Genomic DNA, 22,062 nt, shown 5'->3' on the forward strand with positions numbered 1-22,062 from the left:
ACAAGCCGCCGGTCGGCGGTCTGCGGGCGCCCCTCTGTCCTTTTGCCTGAGAGTTTAAAAGCGCGGAAAACCGCAGCTTCGTGCCCCTTCGGCGCCGGATCGAACCGGTCTCTCCAGAGTTCTGTTACGGGTGGTATCGGGCCTGAGCGATTACGGGCGTTGCGCCTTCGGCAGCGGTGACCTGCTTCTCCCACCGTGTTGCCCGCCGATTATAGCTCGTTGCCGGCGCCTGACGGTGGCCCGGGCTGGCCTCACGGGGCTGAATGGCCGATGGCCCGGGCGTGCGTTCTGTGCATCCGTGCATGGCATCGCGCGCATTCCCCACCTATGATGGTGGGATTCTCGTATTCATCTGGCGCCGTCCCTGCTGCAGGGGATCGGCGCCCGCCGTGCGTGTCATGCATGGCCCTGCCGGACGCTTGCCCGATGACCGCCGCCGTTGCTCCTTCCACCCGCCGCATGGCCCTGTTGCTCGCTGGCCTGGCCATGTTCGGTCCGTTCTCGATCGACACCATCTTTCCCGCGTTTCCGCAGCTGGCCCAGCGCCTGGCGGTGGACGAGGTGGCGGTGCAGCAGACCATCAGCGTCTACCTGCTGTTCTACGGCCTGATGAGCCTGGCCCATGGCCCGCTGTCCGATGCGTGGGGACGCAAGCGGGTGATCCTCGGCGGCCTGGTGATCTTCGTCGGCGCCTCGGTGGGCTGTGCGTTGTCTACCGACCTGACCACGCTGCTGGCGTTCCGCGCACTGCAGGGCCTGTCCGCCGGCGTGGGCATGATCGTCGGCCGCGCGGTGATCCGCGATCTGTACCACGGCCACGACGCGCAGCGGCTGATGAGCCAGGTGTCGATGCTGTTTGGTATCGCCCCGGCCATCGCGCCGATCATCGGTGGCTGGATCCTGCTCAGCGGTGCCGGCTGGCCGCTGATCTTCTGGTTCCTGGTGGTATTTGCGCTGGTGCTGCTGGCGGCCACCGCGCGCTTCCTGCCGGAAACCCATCCGGTGGAGGCGCGGATCGCCCTGTCGCCACGCACGTTGCTGCGCGATTACGTGCGCATCGGCTTCAACCCGCGGTTCCTGCGCCTGGCCCTGGCCGGCAGCATCGGGTTCGGCGGCATCTTCCTGTACATCTCCTCGGCGCCGGCCATCGTGATGCAGCACCTGCATCTGGGTGAAGGTGGCTTTGCGTGGTTGTTCATTCCCACCATCGGCGGCATGACCACCGGTTCGTTCCTGTCCGGGCGCATGGCCGGGCACAGCACACCGACCCGGCAGGTCGCGCTCGGTTTCACCCTGTGTGCGGTCTCTGCCGTGCTGAACATCGGCTACGTCACCCTGGCGCCGCAGTTCGCGCTGCCGTGGGCGGTGATGCCGATCTTCCTTGGCGGCATGGGCATGGCGCTGATCTTCCCGATCCTGGCGCTGGCGGTGCTGGACATGTATCCGCTGCAGCGCGGCCTGGCGTCGTCGCTGCAGGCGTTCGTGCAGCTGATGATCAGCACCGTGGTGGCCGGCGTGGTATCGCCGCTGCTGCACAGCAGCCCGCTGCACCTGGCACTGGGACAGGCGGGCTTCTTCGCGGCCGGCTTCGTGTTCTGGTACTGGGAGCACCAGCGCGAACGCGCATCAGAGGCAGCCAGCACGGCGCATTGAGCGTCGTGCAGGGGTAGGGCGCGTCATCACGCGCGGATCCGTTGCGGCGCTGCGGGCAGGGATTAGGCTGGGGTTTCCAGCGAGCCGGTTCGTGGGTGCACGACAGCCAGCCATTCCGATGTCGTCGCATGAGGTACCCGCATGGCTGCGCAGCAGACCTACCGCCTGTTCGAGGTGGCGCTGAAGGAGCGCCGCGTTCTTTCTCCTTCCCTGGACCGCATGGTGTTCACCGGCGCCGACGTGGCGCACATGAAGACCGAAGGCCCGGACCAGCGAATCAAGGTGTTTTTCCCCTTGCCCGGCCAGGACGCGCCGGACGTGCCCAGCGGCGAAGACTGGTATGCCCGCTACCGGGCACTGCCCGATGAGGCGCGGCCGCCGATGCGCACCTTTACCCTCCGCCAGCTGCGTGCCGGCGAGTGCGAGGTCGACATCGACTTCGTGCTGCATGGCCAGACCGGACCGGCCTCGCGCTGGGCCACGCATGCACGGCCGGGCGACCGCGTGGTGCTGCTGGCCCCCGATGCCGACTGTGCGGACAGCAGCGGGGGCTGGGAATGGAAGCCGCCAGCCGGGGTAGGCCAGGTGCTGCTGGTGGCCGATGAGACCGCATTGCCGGCGGTGGCCGGCATCCTCGAGGAACTGGCCGGGCTGGCCGATCCGCCGCGCACGCTGGCCCTGCTGGAGATCGCCCAGGCCGGTGATGCGGTGCCGTTGAAGACCCCGGCCACGGCCGAACTGGTGTGGTTGCCACGCGGGCAGCAGGCCCATGGGCAGCGGCTGCTGCAGGCAGTACAGGCGCGGCTGGCGGCGGCCGCGACCGTCGCCGGGGCTGCCGAGCTGGACGACATCGACGTTGATGCGCAGATCCTGTGGGAGCAGGCTGACGCCAGCGCGGACGGCGCGCTGTATGCCTGGGTAGCGGGCGAGGCCGGCGCGGTGATGGCGATCCGCCGGCATCTGCTGAAGGACTGCGGCCTGGATCGCCGCGCGATCACCTTCATGGGGTACTGGCGGCAGGGGCGGGTACTGGACTGAGCCGCTACCGCACGGGCGTGAACCGGCATGCAGGGGGTGTGGGTTATCCTTGCGCCCCCGCAATGCAAGCCCCACTGATGTCGACCTCTTCCAAATCCCGCCGCGACCAGCGCCGTCGCCAGGAACAGCAGGCTGCCAACAAGGCCGCCGCCACCGCCTCGCCCGTCGAGCCGCACGCCGAGCTGCGCGACACGCAGCGCACGCTGCTGGCCGGCATCGTCCGTCGCGATGGCGAATGGGTGCTGGGCATGGATGGCCGCATCGCCGGCCAAAGCGAGAGTGCGGCCCAGGTGCTGGCGCTGATCATGCAGGCCGGTGAACTGCACGAACGGCAGGGCACGCCGGTGCGCCTGATCTATTCGGATGCGCTGCGCGATGCGGCGCAGGCCGAAGCCAACGAGAAGGGGCAGACCTTCGAGGAATTCAAGGCCGCGCTGGCCGCGCAGCTGGCGGCGAAGAAGAGCAACTGATCGTCATCGCGGTAGCGCCGGGCCATGCCCGGCGGCTTTTCATTACGCCGCTGCGCTCGCCGGGCATGGCCCGGCGCTACCGAAACGGAAAAGGGCGGATCCTCGCGGATCCGCCCTTTTTTCATTTCGCCGCCGGTGCCGCGTTGGCCTGCCAGCCGCACATCTGGCCTTCGTTCTGCTGCTTCAACCAGGCATTGACCGGGCTGAAGTACTCGATCATCGGGCCGGCATCGAGCTTGTCCGAGCCGGTCAGTTCCTTCAGCGTGGCCTGCCACGGCTGGCTGGCACCCTTGCTCAGCATCGCCCAGTACTTCTGGCCGGCTTCCTTGTTGCCGTAGAAGGTGCACTCGTGCAGCGGGCCCTTGAAGCCGGCGGCATCGCACAGGCCCTTGTAGAACTGGAACTGCAGGATGCGCGCCAGGAAGTAGCGGGTATACGGGGTGTTGCCCGGCACGTGGTACTTGGCACCCGGGTCGAAGAATTCCTCGCCACGGGCGCTGGCCGGGGCCACGCCCTGGTACTTGGCCTTCAGGTCCCACCATGCCTTGTTGTAGTTGTCCGGGGTGATCGAACCATCGAACACGCCCCAGCGCCAGCGGTCGATCATCAGGCCGAACGGCAGGAACGACACGCCCGACAGCGCCATGCGCATCTGGTTGTTGATGACCGCTTCGCGGCTCTCGGTCGGCGCGTCGACCAGCCCGATCGAGCTGAGGTACTTCGGCGTCATCGCCAGCACGATGGTGTCGCCGATCGCTTCATGGAAGCCATCGTTGGCGCCGCCCTGGAACAGCGGCGGCAGCGGGTTGTAGGCCAGGTCGTAATAGATGTGGCCCAGCTCGTGGTAGATGGTGGTGAAGTTCTCTTCGTTGGGCTTGATGCACATCTTGGTGCGCACATCGCCTTCCATGTTCATGTCCCACGCACTGGCGTGGCAGACCACGTCGCGGTCATCGGGCTTGATGAACTGGGTCTTGTCCCAGTACGACTGCGGCAACGACGGCATGCCCAGCGATACGTAGAAATCCTGTGCACGCTCGGTCATCTGCTTGGCGGTGCGCAGTTCGGCCTCGCGTTGCGCCTTGTACTGCGCGGCTACGTTCGCATCCTTGCCGGCCCTGGCCAGCGCCGCGCTCAGGTTGGTCTGGTACTGCTTTTCCAGCGCTGCAGTGATGTCCAGGCTGCCGGCGCCCGGATACGGTTCCAGCTGGTCCCACAGGTTGGACCAGTCCTGCTGCCACATGTTGCCCATCAGGTGCGCGGCGATCAGGCCGTTGCCCACCTCGGCCTTGTCCTTGCCATAGGTCTTGTCCAGCTTGCCGCGCGCGTAGCAGTGCAGCTGCTCGTACATCGGCTTGACCTGTTCCCACAGGCGATCGGTTTCCGGGCCGATCTGCTCCGGCGGCATGTCATAGCCACTGCGCCACATCTGCCCGGCATCGGTGAAGCCCATGCCCTTGGCACCTTCATTCACCAGGCCGACGAACTTCTGGTAATCACCGCGCATGCTCTTGGTGGTGCTGTGCCAGCCCTGCCAGGCATCGAGCTGCTGGTCATAGTCGCGGCTGCGCGCCAGCACCTGCTCCAGTTCGCCCAGCTGGCGGCAGGAGTTGGGATCGTTGGCGTCGGTGCAGTACTTGCCTGCGCCGTAGCTGCCTTCCATGCGGGTGGCGATCTGGGTCAGTTCGGCCAGCTTGGCCGGGTCGCGCGGCGCCGGCATCGACGACATCAGCTTCAGCAGGTGGATCGCGCGCTTGCTGTCTTCGCTCATCGGCTTGCCGTCGAACTTGCCGGCCTGCTCGATCCAGCTGTTGAGCTGGGTCAGCGAACGCTCGTTGGCCTTGGCCGCGATGCGCTCTGAATCGCTGTTGATGTAGGTGGAGGACAGCCACTGCGCCGAGGTCATCTCCGGGTAGGCCGCCTTGAATTCGGCATTGATGCGGGCCACGAACTGGTCAGCGGTTTCGCCGGCCGGTGCACTGCTGCTGGCGGTCTCGGTGCCTGGGGCGGCTTCCTTCTTGCAGGCGGCCAGGGCCAGCGTGGCGGCGGCGATTGCCGAGGCCAGCAGGAGATGACGGTGTTTCACGGGCGATCCTTGGGTGGTGAACGACCGCCGAAGGCTAGTGGGCAGGCGTTGCCACCGCAAGTGGCGGAAGTCGGCCGGGCGGCGCCCGGGGACCGCGACATCGCATGCGCGCTGTCGCTCCCACGCTTCGCTGCGCGAAACGTGGGCCCCACTTACCAGCTCCCAGACCCCCGCCGCTTCGCGGCCGCCCCCTGACTCAGGGTGCTCTGCCCCAGACGCAATTCGGTGATGGCAGTAGATCCACGCCATGCGTGGATGAGATCTGTCAGAAATCGAGACTCAAATTCGGATCCGACCCCGTGCCGACCAACGGTCGGCACCCACCAACAGCAGCGGAAATCTGTCGAAGGCGGGGTGGGTCCGGTGGCGGGAGTGTCCGCGGCATGGATGCCGCGGCCAAGCCCCCATGGACGGGTTTACGGCGTCTCCCGCCACCGGACCCACCCCGCCATCCCTCAGGAAACCCGCTTCTGCGTTTGCTTCGGCTGTTGCTGTTGCTTGCAGCAGGTGCAGGGCTGCAAGCCCTGCCGAACAACCCTAACTCTCGCAGTTGGCGAACAGGTCGCGATCGCGTTCGTACAGCGAGGTCTTCACCTGCATCAGCCCCAGCACCGACGGGAACAGGTTGTCGTGGTCGGTGTAGCTGGCCGAGCGCTTGCGCACGCACTGCAGGTCCAGTCCACGGCTGCTGGCGAAACCTGGCGAGAACCACATCGTCATCGGCACCCGGGTCTGCTCGGCCGGTGCGATCGCGTACGGCACACCGTGCAGGTACAGGCCCTTTTCGCCCAGCGATTCACCGTGGTCGGACAGGTAGATCATCGCCGTGTCGTAGTCCTGCAGGCCCTGCAGCGTGCCGATGGTCTTGCTCAGGAAATGATCGGTGTACAGCACGGCGTTGTCGTAACTGTTGGTGATCTCTTCGCGCGAGCAGCGACCAATATCCTGGGTGTCACAGGTCGGGGTGAAGCGACGGAAGGCGGGCGGGTAGCGCTCGAAATAGGCCGGGCCATGGTTGCCCAGCTGGTGCAGCACCACCACTCGATCACCCGGGCGCGCACGCACCTGCGTCGCCAGGTCCTGCAGCAGGATCTCGTCCATGCAACGGCCATCGGCACACAGCCCCGGCGTGGTCGCATCCGACAGCGACTGGAAGTCCAGGCCCTCGCATACGCCCTTGCAGCCGGACTGGTTGTCGCGCCACAGCGGCGCGATGCCCGCGCGGTTCAGTACATGCAGCAGCGACTGGTGCGCACGGATCTTCTTCTCGTCGTACTCGTGGCGTCCCCATGGCGAGAACAGGCAGGGCAGCGAAACCTCGGTGCTGGTACCGCAGGAGTGCATGTCCGGGGAATTGACCACCGCCGCCTGGGCCAGCTCCGGCGTGGTATTGCGGCCACCATTCAGGCCCCAGTTCTGCGCGCGTACCGTTTCGCCCATCACGATCACCAGCAGGCGTGGCTTGCTGGTCGCTGCGCGCGGGGTCGCCTTGGCATCGGTACCGATCGGCAGCTTCGGCGCGCGTTGCACCGGGTTGTCGCCGCGCAGGGCACGCGGCAGCCCCAGCAGCACATTGGCCGGCGTGGCCAGGTAGCGCACTTCGCGCTGGTTGCGCATCAGCGCCGACACATCCTGGAAGGACACCAGCGCGCCACCGAGTGCGGTGACCGCAGCGACCAGCAGGAAGCCGATGCGCCACAGCAGGCTGCGGCCCCAGCTGCGGCGGCGCAGGTCAACGCGCCACAGCACCACCATCGGCAACACAGCCAGCAGCAGGACCGGCCACAGCAGCGACACCGTCATCAGTTCGCGGCTTTCCTTGGGGTCGGTAGCCAGCACGTTGCGCAGCATGTCCGCATCCAGATAGATGTGGTAACGGCTCATGTAGTGCGCGGCAAACGCGGTGACCAGCAGCAGCACGCTGATCACCACCTTGGCATTCCAGCGCCACACCAGGATGCCCAGCAGCACACCGTGTGCACCCAGCAGCAGCAACAGCAGTGAAAGCGCATAGCGCAGGCTGCCCGGATGGCTGGCCATGGCGCTGTGCCAGAACAGGCCATTGCCGGCCACAGCGAAGAACAGGCTGGTCAGCACGATCAGCGCTTCGGTGGACAGCTGTGGCCGCCATGCGCGGATGCTGGCCAGTGTGGGCAGCCGCAAGGAACGTTGGACCGATGCGTTCATGCAACCGCCTCCTGGCGGGTCGAGCGATCCAGCTGGCGGCGGACCACCAGATACAGGCCCAGCGACAGCAGCCAACAGATCAAGGCGGTGGCAACGTCATGCGAAAGGAAGTGGGCGCCGCGCAGCTGTTGGCCGATGCCGAACACCAGGCCGCTGCCGAGGCCGATCCACAGCCCGGCCCAACGCCAGGCGGGGCGCCACAGCAGCGCGAAGAAGTACAGGCACATCCATGCGTATCCCGCGCTTGCGTGGCCGGCGGGGAAGCAGGCGCGGGCGGGCATGCCGGTCGGGCGGCTGCTGAGAAGACCGACGAACGGATCGTGTCCGCCATAGCGCAGCAGATCCCACGGGCAGTCCATCGGTACCAGCGACTTCAGCAGCGAGATCAGCCCGGTGCCGAGTGCCACGGCCACCACCACATACAGCAGCGCCCAGCGCAGCGTGCGATCGCGGCCGCGGCGCCAGTGGTGGAAGCACAGCAGCATCGCCACCAGTGCCGCAGCGGTGCTCAGCCACTTGCCGGCCTTGTGCACCACCGAACGCGTCAGCCATGCATCCTGCAGCGCCCAGCGGCCGCCTTCCAGCCGGAACAGATGGTCGGCCAGCCACTGGTCGCCACCCAGGCCCATCAACACGGTGAACACCGCAACGCCGATGACAGAAGGCAGCCAAAGATGGGTAACGGCAAAACGCGACGCCAGCAGCGAGGGCGCAAAGGAGACTGCCGGGACAAGAGGGCGAGCGGGCATGCAGGGAAGGGGCCGTTACGGGAATCCGCGGCCATGCTCGTCACTGGCATGTCGGAGAAGGGTCGTACACGCGTTTGCGCCGGGTTAATCGGTGCCCGGCGCGAATCATCGTTCAGTCTTCTTCGTCGTTGGCGCCTGCACGCTCGGCATGGCAGGCCGCATCCCAAGCGGTGCCCGGAAGCAACTGCCAACGATTGCGATTGGCAACACCGATCTCGATGACCTGGGCCGGATCGACACAGGGGCTCATGGCCTTGTCCAGTACCAGCAGCCAGCGCTTGTCCGGCGCCTCGGCCAACCATGGACCGGCGTCGTGCCACTGCTCTGCCCACGGCCGCTTGAAGCCGAACTCGCGCACCGGCCGGTCGGCCTGCAGCAGGTTCTGTTCGCGCCAGGCCACCAGCGCCAGCTCCGCATCGGGGCCGATCCGTGTGCCCACCCGGCGCATCACCGCCGACGCCGAGGCGTAGGGGTCCAGCGCCGGTATCAGCACCAGTCCGTACAGCATCCACAGCAGGCCGTGGGTGAGCAGTACCAGCGTGGCCGCGCGTCGTATCCGCAGCCACACCGCCAGCGTCGCCACGGCGATGGCGAAGGTCAGCAGGCCATCGCCGAACACGGGCAGCAGGGTGTCGGGCATCGCCCGCCGGGCCAGCTGCGCCTGCGCCCAGGGGCTGTCGGTCAGCATCATCACGCCAAGCGCGCCGGTGGCCAGCATCAGCAGCAGGCTGTAGCCGAACAGGTAGCGGCGCACGCACAGGCGACGCAGCAGGCCGGGCAACAGCGGCGCCACCGCCAGTGCCATCGCCGGCAGCATCGGCAGCACGTACACCTCGCGCTTGCCGGGGCTGGCAGTGAAGAACAGCAGGACCAGCGCGGCCCAGCCCAGCAGCAGCCACTGGCGCTGGTCGCCGCGACGCAGCCGGCGCCACCACGGCTTGACCATCAGCGGCAGCAGCAGCGCACCCGGCAGCCACAGCGTGGCGATCACCTGCAGGTAGTACCAGACCGGCTGGCGATGGTGCCAGGCGTTGGCATAGCGGGTGCCGGTCTGCTTGAACAACAGCTCGTGTGCGTACGACTGCAGCGATGCACTGGGTTCATGCAGCAGCGCCCAGCCCAGCGGTGCCAGCCACACCGCCGTACCCAGCAGGAAGGCCGGAATCAGCCACAGCAGGCTGGCGGGGTGGGGGCCGTCCACCGGCTGGCCGCGACGGCGCTGGTACAAACGCCAGCCCAGCCAGGGCAGCACCATCAGCAAGGGCAGGAAGCCCACCCCCTTGGTCACCGTGCCGACGCCGGCAGCAAAGCCGGCCAGCCACAGGGCCGGCAGGTTACGGCGCTCGCAGAGGTGGCGCAGCAGGCCCCACAGGGCCAGCGTGGTCATGCCCACCAGCACCATGTCGATCTGCGCGCGCTTGGCCATCAGGCCGAACTGCAGGGTGCAGAACAGTGCGCCAAGCGCGTACAACGAATGCCGTGGCGACCATAGACGGCGTGCCAGGTCGGACACCAGCCACAGGCTGAGCAGCGCGGCCAGCAGCGACGGCAGCAGGAACGACCACTGCCAGCTGCCGACCACCTGGTGGGCGGCGGCCTGCAGCCACATGAACACCGGCGGCTTCTCGGCGTACAGCTCGCTGCCCCGGTGTGGCAGCAGCCACTCGCCGCTCTCCACCATGGCACGTGCGGCCAGCACGAAGCGTGGTTCGTCCGGTGGCTGCGGCTGGCGCATGCCAAGCCCGGCCGCCAGCGCCATCACGATCAACAACCACAGCAGCGGCAGGTGCCAACGGCGGGGCAGGGCAACGGGCACGGCAGGCTCCGGGAGCAAAACGGCCATTCTGATGAGGGGCACGTGGGAAAGCCGTCGGAGCGGCCGGCATGGCGACCGCATTCCGACATCCGCAGCGCTACCATGGCATGAACTTCCGTGGATGTTTCGTGCATGCGCCTGTTGGTGATCGAGGACAACCGCCAGTTGGTGGCCAACCTGTTCGACTATTTCGAGTCGCGCGGGCATGTGCTCGACGTGGCCCCGGATGGCATCACCGGCCTGCACCTGGCCGGCAGCCACCCGTATGACGCGGTGATCCTGGACTGGATGCTGCCGCGCATGGAAGGCCCGGAGGTGCTGCGGCGGTTGCGCTCCGAGCACGCCTCGGAAGTGCCGGTGATCATGCTGACCGCGCGCGACGAACTGCCGGACAAGATCGCCGGCTTCCGCGCCGGCGCAGATGATTACCTGACCAAGCCATTCGCATTGCCGGAACTGGAAGTGCGCCTGGAGGCGCTGCTGCTGCGCGCTCAGGGTCGCAATCCGCGCAAGCGCCTGCAGGTGGGCGACCTGGTGCTGGACCTGGCCAGCCTGGAGGCGCAGCGCGCCGGCCAGGTGCTGCACCTGTACCCGGCCTGCCGCAAGCTGCTGGAAGTACTGATGCGCGCCAGCCCGGGCGCGGTCACCCGGCAGCAGCTGGAATTCGCCCTGTGGGGTGACGAACCACCGGACGGCGACCTGCTGCGCTCGCATGTGTACGAACTGCGCCGCAGCGTGGACGGCCCCTTTGCCGACAAGCTGATCCACACCCTGCCACGGGTGGGCTACCGGCTGGCGTCCACCGCAGGCGCGGACGCACGGAACGATGACGATGGCGCGTAAGCCCGGGCCGCTGTACCGGCGGGTGGTGTGGTGGCTGCTGGGCTACCTGGCGCTGATTTCGCTGGCGGTGTTCAGTGTGGGCAACTACGTGCACGAACACGCCGAGCACGCGGCGTGGCGCGCGCTGCTCAATTCCGAACTGGACAGCATCGTCGAGCACACCGAGCACGAGCCGCACTATCGCTGGCAGGACTCGGACACGCTGAGCCTGTTCCGCTTCAATGAAGCCAACATGCCCGCCAGCCTGCGCACCCTGCATCCGGGGTTGCATGACGGGGTGATGATCGGCGAGCGCGAGACGGCGGTGATGGTGCGCGATACCGGCTCGATGGGGCGGGTTGCGTTGGCCCTGGACATCTCCGATTTCCACGATCTGGAACAATTCGCAACGCGCTGGGTGATGCTGGCCGGCATCATCATGATCTTCGTCACCGTGTTGATGGCCTCCTTCGGCATGGAGCGCATGGTGCGGCCCTTGAGCCTGCTGGCCCAGCACATCGGTGCACTGCGGCCCGGCGTGCAGGGCCAGCGCATTGACGTCGATCCGCGCGGCAGTTCCGAGCTGCACACCATCGCCGATGCGCTGAACGATTACCTTGATCGCAACGAGCAGTTCGTCGAGCGCGAGCGGGTGTTCATCAGTACCGCAAGCCATGAACTGCGCACGCCGATCGCCGTGATGACCGGTGCCGCCGAACTGGCGCTGGAGCAGCCCGGCCTGCCTGAGCGCGCACGACAGCAGATGCAGCGCGTGCTGCGTACCGCGCAGGGCGTTGAGCAGCTGATCGAGCTGTTGCTGGTGCTGGCGCGTGATCCCGCTCGCCTGGCTGCCCGTGCCGAGCGCATAGCGCTGGACCAGCTGCTGCCGGAGATCGTCGACGACCATCGCCACCTGCTGGGCGACAAGGACCTGAGCATCGGCATCCAGGCCGCGCCGGTCGACATCGTCGCGCCGCTGGCGGTGGTGCAGGCAGCGATCGGCAACCTGCTGCGCAATGCCATCGAGAACAGCGGCCGCGGTCATATCGAGCTGCGCCTGACCTCGGCAGCGGTGTTGACCCTGCAGGACCCCGGCCATGGCATGAGCCCGGAGGAGATCGCAGCGATCCACGCGCGGATGGCCCGCGGTGAGCGCGGCGACCGCGGCGGCATCGGCCTGGAACTGATCGCGCGGCTGTGCGAGCACCTGGGCTGGACCCTGCAGCTGCAGCCCTGCCAACCGCGCGGCACCCTGGCCTCGCTCGACTTTGGTACATCGCGGCCAGGCTGACCTGTCCGTCGACCAGGGTCGACGCCTACCAGGCAATGGCCGCGTGCGTTCTGGTAGGTGCCAACCCTGGTTGGCACGCTGGCCGCGTCACCGCCCCGTTGGTCGCGCCACGTGCTGGTCGATCAGGATCACGTTGCCATCGGGATCGGCCAGCTGCAGATAGGCCGGACCTTCGCCATCGGGATCGGCACGCGCTGTGAGCGCGATGCCCTTGGCGTCCAGCTCGGCCTGTACCTCACGCACGTCCTGGAAGGACGCCAGTTCCTGCTTGTGCTGGTCCCAGCCGGGATTGAAGGTGAGCAGGTTGCCCTCGAACATGCCCTGGAACAGGCCGACCACGATGCCATTGTTGCGCAGTACCAGCCAGTTCTGCGCCGCATCACCACCGGTCACCGAGAACCCCAGCGCTTCGTAGAACGCACGTGAGGTGGCCAGGTCCTTCACCGCCAGGCTGACTGAAAAAGCGCCGAGTTGCATGGGGCAGGCTCCAGTAGGGAATGCAGCGATTCTCGGCAGGCCCACGCGCTGCCGCAAGCAGCGCAGCATGACCCTGCGTGAAGACTATGTTAATTTCGACCCGCGCCGCTTATGCGGCGCTTTTCTTTTCCGCTCTTTCGATCGACAGAGGATCCCATGCCGACCGAACCCGCTACTGCCCTGATCAGCAACGACATCGTTGGCCTTGGTCTGATCGCCGCCACCCTTGCCCTGATCTTCTGGGCCGCCAGTGGCCCGACGCCCCTGCTGAAGAAGATCTTCGCCTGGGTGCCTGCACTGCTGCTGTGCTATTTCATCCCCGCCATCTACAACACCGCCGGTGTCATCGATGGCCACAACACCTCGCTGTACAACCCGGTCGCCCGCGATGTGCTGTTGCCGGCGGCGCTGGTCCTGCTGACCCTGTCGATCGACCTGAAGGGCATCGCCAAGCTGGGGCCGAAGCTGCTGCTGGTGTTCTGCGCCGGTACCGCCGGCATCATGCTCGGCGCCATCGTCTCCTTCCAGGTGATGAAGCTGATCCATCCGGAAACCGTGGCTGGCGACACCTGGGCCGGGATGGCCGCGTTGGCCGGCAGCTGGATCGGCGGTGGCGCCAACATGGTCGCCATGCGCGAAGTGTTCGGCACCGATGCCACCACCTTCGGCCAGTTCGCGGTGGTCGACGTGGCCTGCGCCAGCCTGTGGATGGCGATCCTGTTGTTCATGGCCAACCGCGCCCAGCAGATCGATGCCCGCAACGGTGCCGACACCCGCGCCATCGATGAGATGAAGGCGCGCATCAGCGCCTACGAGGCACAGAACGCGCGCATCCCCAGCATGACCGACCTGATGGTGATCGTCGGCGTGGCACTGGGCGGCGTCGGCCTGGCCCATGCCATCGCCGCACCGCTGTCGGGCTGGTTCAAGGCCAATGTCAGCTGGGCCAGCCAGTTCAGCCTCGACAGCCAGTTTGTGTGGGTGATCCTGCTGTCCACCGCGATGGGCCTGACGCTCAGTTTCACCCGTGCACGCCGTCTGGAAGCGGCAGGCGCCTCGCGCCTGGGTACCGTGTTCCTGTACTTCCTGATCGCCTGCATCGGCATGCAGATGAACCTGTTGTCGCTGCTGGATCGTCCATGGCTGTTCCTGCTGGGGGCCATCTGGATGGCCACCCACGTGCTTGTGCTGTGGATCGTGGCCAAGCTGGTGCGTGCGCCGCTGTTCTTCTTCGCGATCGGTTCGCAGGGCAACATCGGCGCCGCCGCCTCGGCACCGGTGGTGGCGGCAGCATTCCATCCGACGCTGGCGCCGGTGGGCGTGCTGCTCGGTACGGTCGGTTATGCCACCGGTACCGGCCTGGCGTATGTGACCGGGCTGATCCTGAAGTGGATGGCCAACGGCTGAGCCCTCTCGCGGCCAGCGACGGAGATCAGGAACGGGTAGAGCCGAGCCCACGCTCGGCTGCTTTTCGCGGGACACTGCCGGAACTGTGCGGCACATACCGGAACGTATGGCGCGTGCGTCGTAGCGTGGGAAGCTCCTGCCGGCGTTGCCGGCGACGTTCGATGGGGCCGTCGATGACGAAGCAATGGAGGTTTCGGGTTTCCGCACTGGTGCTGTTGCTGGCCAGCACGGGGGCCTTCGCGCAGGGACCGGTGAGGGCCGGCGGCGCCGATGTGCAGGTGCTGACCGATGCCGGTGCGCGCGAGGTGGCGGCACTGATCGCCCAGCCAGGGTTCGCCGATGCAGTGCGCAGCTCGCTGCATGCGGCGCCGGAGCAGGGCGTGCCGGTGCAATCGTTGATGGGCCGTTTCGATCCGCAGGCGCAGACGCTGGCCAGTGCATCGCTGGCTGCTGGCGATCGCCAGCTGCGCCAGCGCAAGGGGCTCCCGGCACAGGGGCAGGGGCTGCTGCAGCTGCGTGCGTACGTGCCCGAGGGGCACTCGCTGGCGGCCATCAATGCGCATCCGCTGTGGGTGGCCAGTCTGCCGCGTGGCAATGATCGCGACTGGACCACGATCACCGCCTACGACGCGCAGGGCCGCGCGCATGTACTGGATGCGAAACGGGCCCCGGACTTTCCGGTGCTGATCGTCGACGTCGACACGCGGCGTGCCGTGCAGGAGGGCATGGCCCTGGTCAATGCGGGGCTGAAGGCCCGCGGCCTGCAATCGCCCGAACGCATCCAGCTGTCGGCTGACGGCACGCAGGCGTCGCTGGATATCACCCGCCTGGACCGCATCCGCCTGGCGGACGACCAGGAGCCCTGGGCGCTGGGGGCAGCCGAGGTGTTCGCTGTTGTTTCCGGTCTGCAGGTGGGCGCCACCGCACCGGAGATGGTCACCGTCGACATGCCGTACCTGGACTACGACGGTACCGACTACACCCCGCAGCAACCGCTGATCATCTGGGGCAACTATCGCTTCAACGCCGCCAACGTGCAGCTGTTCGAAGATGACGGCGATACCAATTACCAGGAGCTGCTGGTGGCGCTGAGCAACGGCGTCAAAGCCGCACTGGGCGCCTTCGCTCCTGAGTATGCCGTCATCGCCGACATCGCAGGCGCGATCCTCAAGGCCATGCCCACGTCGTGGTTTGCCAACGACATCGACTATATCGACAGCTACTACCTGTTGCAGCGCGGCCAGGCCTACCAGGACCGGATGGGAGCGGCCAACAACGCCAAGGTCACCCTGACCCCGATCACCCTCACGGAGTAGTCCCGCCGGGCGGCGCCCGCAACCGCCGACATCCACGAACAGAAAGGGGCCTGATCCGTTCTCCAGGGAAAACGGATCAGGCCCCGGATGATTCGCACCGTCACCGGAAATCTGTCAAAGGTGGGGCGGTGTGGGCTTGCAGGACCGTTGGCGCCATGGATGGCGCCATCGAGCCCCCATGGACGGGTTTACGGCGTGTCCTGCAAGCCCACACCGCCCCGTCAAACCCACAGAACCCCAGAGCCGACGCTCCAGCAGTTGCGGTTGCAGTTGATGTTGCCGTTGCCGTTGCCTCTGCGGGCGCCGGGCTGCAAGCCCGGCACCCACCGGGAACCTCAACAGCAGCGACCACCGTTGCGCCCGCCATACCGCGCTTCCTGCCGCTCGCGGAAGAACGTCTTGTAGTCCATCGGCTCGCGGTCCGGATGCTTCTCCCGCACATGCCGCACATAGTTGTCGTAGTCGGGAATGCCGCAGCACAGCCGCGCCGTCTGCACCAGGCGTCGCCAGATCCGGCGATGCGCCTGGTACTGCCCCACCGGAACCAGTTGTGTACTCATTACAGGTCCACCATTTCATGCGGCTTCAGCGCCACGTACGGGGTCTCGCGGTCGCTGCGCTGCGGATTGCGGCGCGCCGCCACGATCGTCTTGATCGAATACACCAGCACCGACGCCACCACCAGCAGGAACAGCGCGGTCAGGCCGGTGTTGACGTAGGCGTTGACCACGATCTGCTGCATCTGTGCGACCGACTTCGCCGGTGCGGTGATGGTGCCGCTGGCCAACGCGTCCTGGAACTTGTGTGCCTGTGCCAGGAAGCCCTGCGCCGGATTGCTGTCGAAGATCTTGATGAAACCAGCATAGGTGGTGCAGATCAGCAGCCACACCGCAGGCACCGCGGTGACCCACGCGTAGCGGTCACGCTTCATCTTGAACAGCACCACCGTGCCCAGCATCAGCGCGATGCCCGCGAGCATCTGGTTGGAGATGCCGAACAACGGCCACAACGTCTGGATGCCGCCGAACGGATCGACCACGCCGGTGTACAGCAGGTAGCCCCACAGCGCCACGCAGCCGGCAGTGCCGATGATGTTTGCAGTCCAAGACTCGGTCTTCTTCAGCGCCGGCACGAAATTGCCGAGCAGGTCCTGCAGCATGAAACGACCGGCACGTGTGCCCGCATCCACCGCGGTGAGGATGAACAGTGCTTCGAACAGGATGGCGAAGTGGTACCAGAACGCCATCATCGCGTCGCTGCTGCTGGGGATCGCCTCATGCAGGATCTGCGCGATGCCCACCGCCAGGGTGGGTGCACCACCGGCACGATGCAGGATGGTCGGCTCACCGATCGCTGCCGCCGTGGCGGTCAGCTGTTCGGGGGTGATGGTGAAGCCCCAGGTGTTGGTGATGTAGTGCGCGGCCGAGGCGGCATCGGCACCGATCACCGCCGCCGGGCTGTTCATCGCGAAGTAGATGCCCGGATCGATGATCGAAGCCGCCACCAGCGCCATCACGGCCACGAACGATTCCATCAGCATGCCGCCGTAGCCGATGTAGCGCATGTGCGCTTCATTGGCCAGCAGCTTGGGCGTAGTGCCCGAGGAGATCAGTGCATGGAAACCCGACACCGCACCGCAGGCGATGGTGATGAACAGGAACGGGAACATGCCGCCCTTCCACACCGGGCCGTCGCCGCTGGCCGCGAACTGGGTCAGCGCCGGCATCTTCAGTTCCGGCATCACCACCAGGATGCCGATGGCCAGCGCGATGATCGTGCCGATCTTCAGGAAGGTCGACAGGTAGTCGCGCGGTGCCAGCAGCAGCCAGACCGGCAGCACCGAGGCGACGAAACCGTAGCCGATCAGCATCCAGGTGATCTGGGTACCGGTGAAGGTGAACGCCGGGCCCCAGGTCGGGTCTGCCGCCACCTTGCCACCGAACCAGATCGCGGCGAGCAGCAGCACCAGGCCCACCACCGAGATCTCACCGATCTTGCCCGGCCGGATGTAGCGCATGTAGACGCCCATCAGGATCGCGATGGGCATCGTCGCGATCACCGTGAACATGCCCCACGGGCTTTCCGCCAGTGCCTTGACCACCACCATCGCCAGCACGGCCAGGATGATGATCATGATCAGGAAGGCACCGAACAACGCGATGGTGCCGGGCACCTGGCCCATTTCCTCGCGCACCAGGTCACCCAGTGAACGGCCGTTGCGGCGGCTGGACAGGAACAGGACCATGAAGTCCTGCACCGCACCGGCCAGCACCACGCCGACCACCAGCCACAGCAGGCCGGGCAGGTAGCCCATCTGCGCGGCCAGCACCGGGCCGACCAGTGGGCCGGCACCGGCAATGGCGGCGAAGTGGTGGCCGAACAGCACGTGCTTGTTGGTCGGTACGTAGTCCAGGCCATCGTTGTTGATCACCGCCGGGGTGGCCCGGGTCGGATCGAGCTGCATCACCTTGTCGGCGATGAACAGGCTGTAGAAGCGGTAGGCAACCAGGTACAGCGATACCGCCGCGACCACGATCCACAACGCGTTGATGTGCTCACCGCGCCGCAGCGCCACCGTGCCCAGGCAGAACGCGCCGAGCAGGGCGAGGGCCGCCCAGCCTATTTTGGAAAAACCTTTCATGAGGTGCTCTCTCCCGGAAAGACAGGCAAAGAGTCCCGCGTGCCCCTGGCAGGGTCAATGTGCACGGGACCATTCGGCGGTAGTACTTTGGTCGTACATGGGTGTGGCAGGTGGCGATGTTCCTTCGCAGCCGACAACGCAGGCGGTGCCGGCGTGCGGACATGACGTGCGGCGAACACCAGGGATGGAACAATCGGTTGCGACGGCATCCATTGGCGTTGCGCGCTGCAGCGTCCATTTTTACCGGCATCCATCCAACAGGAGTCACCATGAGCCTTCCCGAGCCGGTCCGCGTCCTGCGTACCATCCGTGGCATGCCCACCTCCGACGGTGCCGGTGTTCGCCTGACCCGGGTCATCGGCGGCCCCTCGCTGCCCGACCTCGATCCGTTCCTGCTGCTCGACGAATTCGGTACCGATCGCGCCGAGGACTACATCGCCGGTTTCCCCGAGCATCCGCATCGTGGTTTCGAGACCGTCACCTACATGCTCGATGGCCGCATGCGGCATCGCGACAATCACGGCAACGAGGGCCTGCTGACCCCGGGCAGCGTGCAGTGGATGACGGCCGGCCGTGGCCTGGTGCATTCGGAGATGCCCGAGCAGGAAAGCGGGCAGATGCGCGGCTTCCAGCTGTGGGTGAACCTGCCGGCGCGCGACAAGATGACCGCGCCGAAGTACCAGGAATTCGCTCCCGGGAAGATCCCGGTGGTGCAGCCGGCCGAAGGCGTGCAGGTCAAGGTGATCGCCGGCACGGTCGAGGGCACGGCGGGGCCGATCGCGCAGCCGGCGACCGATCCGCTGTATCTGGACATTGCACTGGAGGCCGATCGTGCCTGGACCTACTCCCTGCCCGAAGGCCACAACGTGTTCGTCTACGTATTCGAAGGCGGGTTGACGGTGGGCGAGCAGGATGCGGCGCGCGACGTGGCGCGGCAGGAACTGGCGGTGCTGGGCGGCGGCGAGCAGCTGCATCTGTCGGCAGGCAGCGACGGCGCGCGTTTGATCCTGGTGGCGGGTCGTCCGTTGCGCGAGCCGGTGATGCGGCATGGCCCGTTCGTGATGAACACCCGCGAGGAATTGATGCAGGCCTTCGTCGATTTCCAGGAAGGCAGGTTCTGAGGTCGCGCTGCGGGCCATGCCCACAGCGCATCGGTAGCGCCGGGCCATGCCCACAGCACATTGGTAGCGCCGGGCCATGCCCGGCGGATGTCCAGAAGAGCCGACACGACAGAAAGCCGCCGGGCATGGCCCGGCGCTACCGATGGATCGGGTGGAAGTGCGGGAATGCTGCCAGGCAGTCATCCCCGCAGCGCCTCAGCGGCCGTCGGCCACGGCAGAGGGCGTCAGGTTCATGGCCTGCGCAAGCTGCTGCAGTGTGCCCAGTTCCTGGGAACTGTCGGGATACAGCGCGATCTGCGCGTAGCGGCCCTTGTCCAGCTTGACCACGCTGATGCGGCGCTCGGCATAGCCCGGCGGCTGCTGGCCGCCAAGATCCGGCTGGTACCAGTACATCGATTCACCGGCAAAGCTGCCTTTTTCCTGGCGCAGCGAGCGGGTCAGTGGAATGCCCGGATCGCGCTGGCTGAGCATCAGGCTCAGTACTTCGCGCCCGTCACTGGTGGCCGCGCGGCAGACCAGGAAGCCGGACTGTGCCTGCTGCTGCCATTGCAGGCCGCTGCTGGCGGGCAACGAAGGACAGTCGACCGGGGCCTGCGCGCAGGCAGACGCTGCAACGAACAACAGGCTCGACAGAACAACAGGCGCGAACTTCATGCATCCCCCAAGGTGGCGTGTCGTTGGCACCGCCGGTGACACCGGCGGTCGAGGCATCCCATCCCCGGATGCCGTCCTGCCCGGCGAAAGCACGGGCGGATGACCAGACCTTAACGGAACGTGAGCGATCGCACAAATCGCGGTTACATCCGTAACCATTGCGGCCGAGGGTCGGCCGCAATGGCACGGTCATGGCTCAGCGGTCGTTGCCGATCCACTTGTAGATGATGCCGCCGATCGCACCGCCCAGCAGCGGGGCGACCCAGAACAGCCATAGCTGGCCGGTTGCGCCACTGCCGGCGAAGAAGGCCACCGCCGTGGAGCGGGCCGGGTTCACCGACGTATTGGTCACCGGAATGCTGATCAGGTGGATCAGGGTCAGGGCCAGGCCGATGGCCAGCGGCGCGAAGCCCGCCGGCGCCTTGCCATGGGTCGCGCCCATGATCACGATCAGGAACACCGCCGTGAGCACCACTTCGCACAGGAACGCGGCCGCCACGCTGTAGCCACCGGGTGACAGCGCGCCATAGCCGTTGCTGGCGAACGCGCCGGCCTGGCTGCCATCAATGGCGAAGCCGCTGGCACCGGAGGCGATCTGCAGCAGGATGAAGCCGGCCAGCAGGCCGCCGGCCACCTGCGCGATGATGTAGGGCACCAGATCCCGGGTCGGGAAGCGGCCACCGGCCCACAGGCCCACGCTGACCGCTGGATTGAAGTGCGCACCGGAGATATGGCCGAACGCGTAGGCGCCGGTCACCACGGTCAGGCCGAAGGCCAGGGCCACGCCGAGGAAACCGATACCCAGCGGATTGCCGTCGCCACCGAACTTGGCGGCCAGCACCGCACTGCCACAGCCACCCAGAACCAGCCAGAACGTGCCGAGGAACTCGGCGGACAAGCGTTTACCCATGCTCATGTGTTGCACTCCTTTGACGGTCTAAAGTGTGATTTATGTCACATTTCAGTGATCAGCGGGTGACTGTAGCGTCAACGCCGGGTGCAGGGATACACCTTCGGATGTGTGCAACACGCGATGCTCAGTACTGGGGCAGGGGAATGAATTCCTTGTCGTCGCCGGGAATGGTGCCGAAACGTCCGGCTTCCCAGTCGTGCTTGGCCTGCTCGATACGTTCCTTCGAACTGGACACGAAGTTCCACCACAGATGGCGCGGGCCATCCAGCGGTTCGCCGCCGAACAGCATCGCCTTCACCGGCGTCTTCGCACGCAGGCGGCCGTGCGCACCGGCTTCGGGAATCACCAGGTGCTGGGCGGGAATGTCCACACCATCCAGCTGCGCTTGGCCCTCGAGGATGTACAGCGCACGTTCGCGGTGGCCATCATCGATGTCGATCTCCGCATCCGGGTCCAGGTCGATCGCCACGTTGAGCGTGTCGGCGAACACCTTGACCGGCGACTCCTCGCCATAGGCGCGTCCGGCAATGACGCGCAGCCAGGCGCCGTTGCGGCGCTGCTCGGGCAGGGTGGCGGCGGCATGGTGGTAGAAGGCCGGTTCGATTTCCTCATGCGACTTCGGCAACGCAACCCAGGTCTGCATGCCGTGGATCGGGTTGTCATGGTCGCGGTCCGGTTGCGGCGTGCGCTCGGAATGGGCGATGCCGCGGCCGGCGGTCATCCAGTTGACGTCACCGGGACGGATCACCTGGTCCGAGCCCAGCGTATCGCGGTGGCCGATGGCACCGGACCAGAGGTAGGTGACGGTGGCCAGGCCGATATGCGGGTGCGGGCGCACGTCGATGGCGGTACCGGGGTGCATGAGTGCCGGGCCCATCTGGTCGACGAACACGAACGAACCGATGCTGCGGGCCTGCAGGGTGGGCACGGCGCGGCGCACTTCCAGGCCGCCGATGTCGTGCACGCGCGGGGCGATGATGGTGGTCATGCGGGCGTTCTCGCTGGCAGGGATCAAGGCGGTCAGCATCGCATGTGGTGGTTGCGGTGACATTCCCCGTCCGGGTAACAGGTTGTTCCAGCCAACGGCGCAGCCCCTCGTGGCTGTGGGTTGGTCGCTGAAGGCAAAAGCAGAAGCCGCGCTTGGCCGGGCGGGTGGGTGGCGCAGGACACGCCGTAAACCCATCCCTGAAGTGACCCCCTAAAGTTGGACAGTTGGGGGATCAGGCAGCCAGCGCGACCTGTTCCCGGTACTTTAACGGGCTCAGGCCCTTTAGCTTCAGTCGGATACGGTCTTCGTTGTAGTACCGGATGTACTCCGTCAGTCCCGCTTCCAGACTTTCGATGCTGTCAAAGCTGTTCAGGTAGAAGAATTCCGACTTCAGTGTCCCGAAGAAGCTCTCCATGGCCGCGTTGTCCAGGCA

The 22,062-nt window shown here is 66.5% G+C and carries 19 protein-coding genes and 1 riboswitch; of the genes, 8 read left to right on the plus strand and 11 right to left on the minus strand.

Annotation, left to right across the window (positions count from 1 at the left end; translation table 11 throughout):
• Positions 1 to 24: 24 nt before the first annotated feature.
• Positions 25 to 127: riboswitch (glycine riboswitch) on the minus strand.
• A 299-nt stretch (positions 128 to 426) separates the two neighbouring features.
• The 3 genes from J2X70_RS19965 (at position 427) to J2X70_RS19975 (ending at position 3,161) form a co-directional block, all read left to right on the plus strand.
• Complete coding sequence (locus J2X70_RS19965) at positions 427 to 1,653, plus strand: multidrug effflux MFS transporter (protein ID WP_309911836.1); 1,227 nt, start codon at positions 427 to 429, stop codon at positions 1,651 to 1,653.
• Positions 1,654 to 1,794: 141 nt separating this feature from the next.
• Positions 1,795 to 2,691, plus strand: a complete 897-nt coding sequence (locus J2X70_RS19970; RefSeq protein WP_309911838.1) for a siderophore-interacting protein — start codon at positions 1,795 to 1,797, stop codon at positions 2,689 to 2,691.
• Between the two features lie 77 nt (positions 2,692 to 2,768).
• Positions 2,769 to 3,161, plus strand: coding sequence for a hypothetical protein (locus tag J2X70_RS19975; RefSeq protein ID WP_025877073.1), 393 nt, complete (start codon positions 2,769 to 2,771; stop codon positions 3,159 to 3,161).
• 121 nt (positions 3,162 to 3,282) lie between these two features.
• Here the strand turns inward: J2X70_RS19975 and J2X70_RS19980 are convergent, their stop codons facing one another.
• From J2X70_RS19980 to J2X70_RS19995, 4 genes are all read right to left on the minus strand, one after another.
• Positions 3,283 to 5,247 (minus strand): M2 family metallopeptidase, encoded by a 1,965-nt coding sequence (locus J2X70_RS19980; protein ID WP_309911840.1) that lies wholly within the window; start codon positions 5,245 to 5,247, stop codon positions 3,283 to 3,285.
• Positions 5,248 to 5,784: 537 nt separating this feature from the next.
• Positions 5,785 to 7,434 carry a phosphoethanolamine--lipid A transferase gene (locus tag J2X70_RS19985; RefSeq protein WP_309911842.1) on the minus strand — a complete coding sequence of 550 codons (1,650 nt, stop codon included), beginning with the start codon at positions 7,432 to 7,434 and terminating at the stop codon, positions 5,785 to 5,787.
• Positions 7,431 to 8,183: a phosphatase PAP2 family protein gene (locus J2X70_RS19990; RefSeq protein ID WP_105164487.1), complete on the minus strand. Its 753-nt coding sequence runs from the start codon at positions 8,181 to 8,183 to the stop codon at positions 7,431 to 7,433. The genes J2X70_RS19985 and J2X70_RS19990 overlap by 4 nt, the downstream gene beginning before the upstream one ends.
• A gap of 112 nt (positions 8,184 to 8,295) precedes the next feature.
• A complete protein-coding gene (locus tag J2X70_RS19995) occupies positions 8,296 to 9,999 on the minus strand; it encodes a glycosyltransferase family 39 protein (RefSeq protein ID WP_140225710.1) in 1,704 nt (567 codons plus the stop codon).
• Positions 10,000 to 10,131: 132 nt separating this feature from the next.
• Between J2X70_RS19995 and J2X70_RS20000 the strand changes: the two genes are divergently transcribed.
• Together J2X70_RS20000 and J2X70_RS20005 are read left to right on the plus strand one after the other, a co-directional pair.
• The gene (locus J2X70_RS20000; RefSeq protein ID WP_025877081.1) at positions 10,132 to 10,842 is read left to right on the plus strand and encodes a response regulator transcription factor; all 711 of its coding nucleotides are present in this window, start codon (positions 10,132 to 10,134) and stop codon (positions 10,840 to 10,842) included.
• Positions 10,832 to 12,112: a HAMP domain-containing sensor histidine kinase gene (locus J2X70_RS20005; RefSeq protein ID WP_032951976.1), complete on the plus strand. Its 1,281-nt coding sequence runs from the start codon at positions 10,832 to 10,834 to the stop codon at positions 12,110 to 12,112. Before J2X70_RS20000 ends, J2X70_RS20005 begins: the two co-directional genes overlap by 11 nt.
• A gap of 87 nt (positions 12,113 to 12,199) precedes the next feature.
• Here the strand turns inward: J2X70_RS20005 and J2X70_RS20010 are convergent, their stop codons facing one another.
• Positions 12,200 to 12,589 carry a VOC family protein gene (locus J2X70_RS20010; protein ID WP_309911846.1) on the minus strand — a complete coding sequence of 130 codons (390 nt, stop codon included), beginning with the start codon at positions 12,587 to 12,589 and terminating at the stop codon, positions 12,200 to 12,202.
• A 156-nt stretch (positions 12,590 to 12,745) separates the two neighbouring features.
• Between J2X70_RS20010 and J2X70_RS20015 the strand changes: the two genes are divergently transcribed.
• On the plus strand, positions 12,746 to 13,996 hold the full coding sequence (locus tag J2X70_RS20015) for a DUF819 family protein (RefSeq protein ID WP_025877087.1): 1,251 nt from the start codon (positions 12,746 to 12,748) through the stop codon (positions 13,994 to 13,996).
• 173 nt (positions 13,997 to 14,169) lie between these two features.
• Positions 14,170 to 15,312, plus strand: a complete 1,143-nt coding sequence (locus J2X70_RS20020; RefSeq protein ID WP_189487007.1) for a DUF3103 family protein — start codon at positions 14,170 to 14,172, stop codon at positions 15,310 to 15,312.
• Positions 15,313 to 15,647: 335 nt separating this feature from the next.
• Here J2X70_RS20020 and J2X70_RS20025 read toward each other — a convergent pair whose 3' ends face one another.
• Positions 15,648 to 15,872 (minus strand): CstA-like transporter-associated (seleno)protein, encoded by a 225-nt coding sequence (locus J2X70_RS20025; protein WP_025877091.1) that lies wholly within the window; start codon positions 15,870 to 15,872, stop codon positions 15,648 to 15,650.
• Positions 15,872 to 17,953 (minus strand): carbon starvation CstA family protein, encoded by a 2,082-nt coding sequence (locus J2X70_RS20030; RefSeq protein WP_025877093.1) that lies wholly within the window; start codon positions 17,951 to 17,953, stop codon positions 15,872 to 15,874. The genes J2X70_RS20025 and J2X70_RS20030 overlap by 1 nt, the downstream gene beginning before the upstream one ends.
• 269 nt (positions 17,954 to 18,222) lie before the next feature.
• Here J2X70_RS20030 and J2X70_RS20035 point away from each other — a divergent pair, with 269 nt between their 5' ends.
• Positions 18,223 to 19,074: a pirin family protein gene (locus J2X70_RS20035; RefSeq protein ID WP_309911851.1), complete on the plus strand. Its 852-nt coding sequence runs from the start codon at positions 18,223 to 18,225 to the stop codon at positions 19,072 to 19,074.
• Between the two features lie 195 nt (positions 19,075 to 19,269).
• Here J2X70_RS20035 and J2X70_RS20040 read toward each other — a convergent pair whose 3' ends face one another.
• From J2X70_RS20040 to J2X70_RS20055, 4 genes are all read right to left on the minus strand, one after another.
• Positions 19,270 to 19,728 carry a hypothetical protein gene (locus tag J2X70_RS20040; RefSeq protein WP_309911853.1) on the minus strand — a complete coding sequence of 153 codons (459 nt, stop codon included), beginning with the start codon at positions 19,726 to 19,728 and terminating at the stop codon, positions 19,270 to 19,272.
• Positions 19,729 to 19,924: 196 nt separating this feature from the next.
• Positions 19,925 to 20,644, minus strand: coding sequence for an aquaporin Z (aqpZ, locus tag J2X70_RS20045; RefSeq protein WP_032951977.1), 720 nt, complete (start codon positions 20,642 to 20,644; stop codon positions 19,925 to 19,927).
• A 121-nt stretch (positions 20,645 to 20,765) separates the two neighbouring features.
• Complete coding sequence (locus J2X70_RS20050) at positions 20,766 to 21,629, minus strand: pirin family protein (RefSeq protein ID WP_309911856.1); 864 nt, start codon at positions 21,627 to 21,629, stop codon at positions 20,766 to 20,768.
• 232 nt (positions 21,630 to 21,861) lie between these two features.
• Positions 21,862 to 22,062, minus strand: a 201-nt coding sequence (locus J2X70_RS20055) for an IS3 family transposase (RefSeq protein WP_309911855.1), incomplete at its 5' end; no start/stop codon positions are given.

This window comes from Stenotrophomonas sp. 1337 (assembly GCF_031455455.1).
Taxonomy (GTDB): domain Bacteria; phylum Pseudomonadota; class Gammaproteobacteria; order Xanthomonadales; family Xanthomonadaceae; genus Stenotrophomonas; species Stenotrophomonas indicatrix.

Coding starts and splice junctions, on each gene's coding strand:
- J2X70_RS20050 (WP_309911856.1), bottom strand. CDS start 21,629: ATGACCACCATCATCGCCCCGCGCGTGCACGACATCGGCGGCCTGGAA.
- J2X70_RS20030 (WP_025877093.1), bottom strand. CDS start 17,953: ATGAAAGGTTTTTCCAAAATAGGCTGGGCGGCCCTCGCCCTGCTCGGC.
- J2X70_RS20015 (WP_025877087.1), top strand. CDS start 12,746: ATGCCGACCGAACCCGCTACTGCCCTGATCAGCAACGACATCGTTGGC.
- J2X70_RS20000 (WP_025877081.1), top strand. CDS start 10,132: ATGCGCCTGTTGGTGATCGAGGACAACCGCCAGTTGGTGGCCAACCTG.
- aqpZ (WP_032951977.1), bottom strand. CDS start 20,644: ATGAGCATGGGTAAACGCTTGTCCGCCGAGTTCCTCGGCACGTTCTGG.
- J2X70_RS19965 (WP_309911836.1), top strand. CDS start 427: ATGACCGCCGCCGTTGCTCCTTCCACCCGCCGCATGGCCCTGTTGCTC.
- J2X70_RS20035 (WP_309911851.1), top strand. CDS start 18,223: ATGAGCCTTCCCGAGCCGGTCCGCGTCCTGCGTACCATCCGTGGCATG.
- J2X70_RS20025 (WP_025877091.1), bottom strand. CDS start 15,872: ATGAGTACACAACTGGTTCCGGTGGGGCAGTACCAGGCGCATCGCCGG.
- J2X70_RS20040 (WP_309911853.1), bottom strand. CDS start 19,728: ATGAAGTTCGCGCCTGTTGTTCTGTCGAGCCTGTTGTTCGTTGCAGCG.
- J2X70_RS20020 (WP_189487007.1), top strand. CDS start 14,170: ATGACGAAGCAATGGAGGTTTCGGGTTTCCGCACTGGTGCTGTTGCTG.
- J2X70_RS20010 (WP_309911846.1), bottom strand. CDS start 12,589: ATGCAACTCGGCGCTTTTTCAGTCAGCCTGGCGGTGAAGGACCTGGCC.
- J2X70_RS19970 (WP_309911838.1), top strand. CDS start 1,795: ATGGCTGCGCAGCAGACCTACCGCCTGTTCGAGGTGGCGCTGAAGGAG.
- J2X70_RS19990 (WP_105164487.1), bottom strand. CDS start 8,183: ATGCCCGCTCGCCCTCTTGTCCCGGCAGTCTCCTTTGCGCCCTCGCTG.
- J2X70_RS19985 (WP_309911842.1), bottom strand. CDS start 7,434: ATGAACGCATCGGTCCAACGTTCCTTGCGGCTGCCCACACTGGCCAGC.
- J2X70_RS20005 (WP_032951976.1), top strand. CDS start 10,832: ATGGCGCGTAAGCCCGGGCCGCTGTACCGGCGGGTGGTGTGGTGGCTG.
- J2X70_RS19975 (WP_025877073.1), top strand. CDS start 2,769: ATGTCGACCTCTTCCAAATCCCGCCGCGACCAGCGCCGTCGCCAGGAA.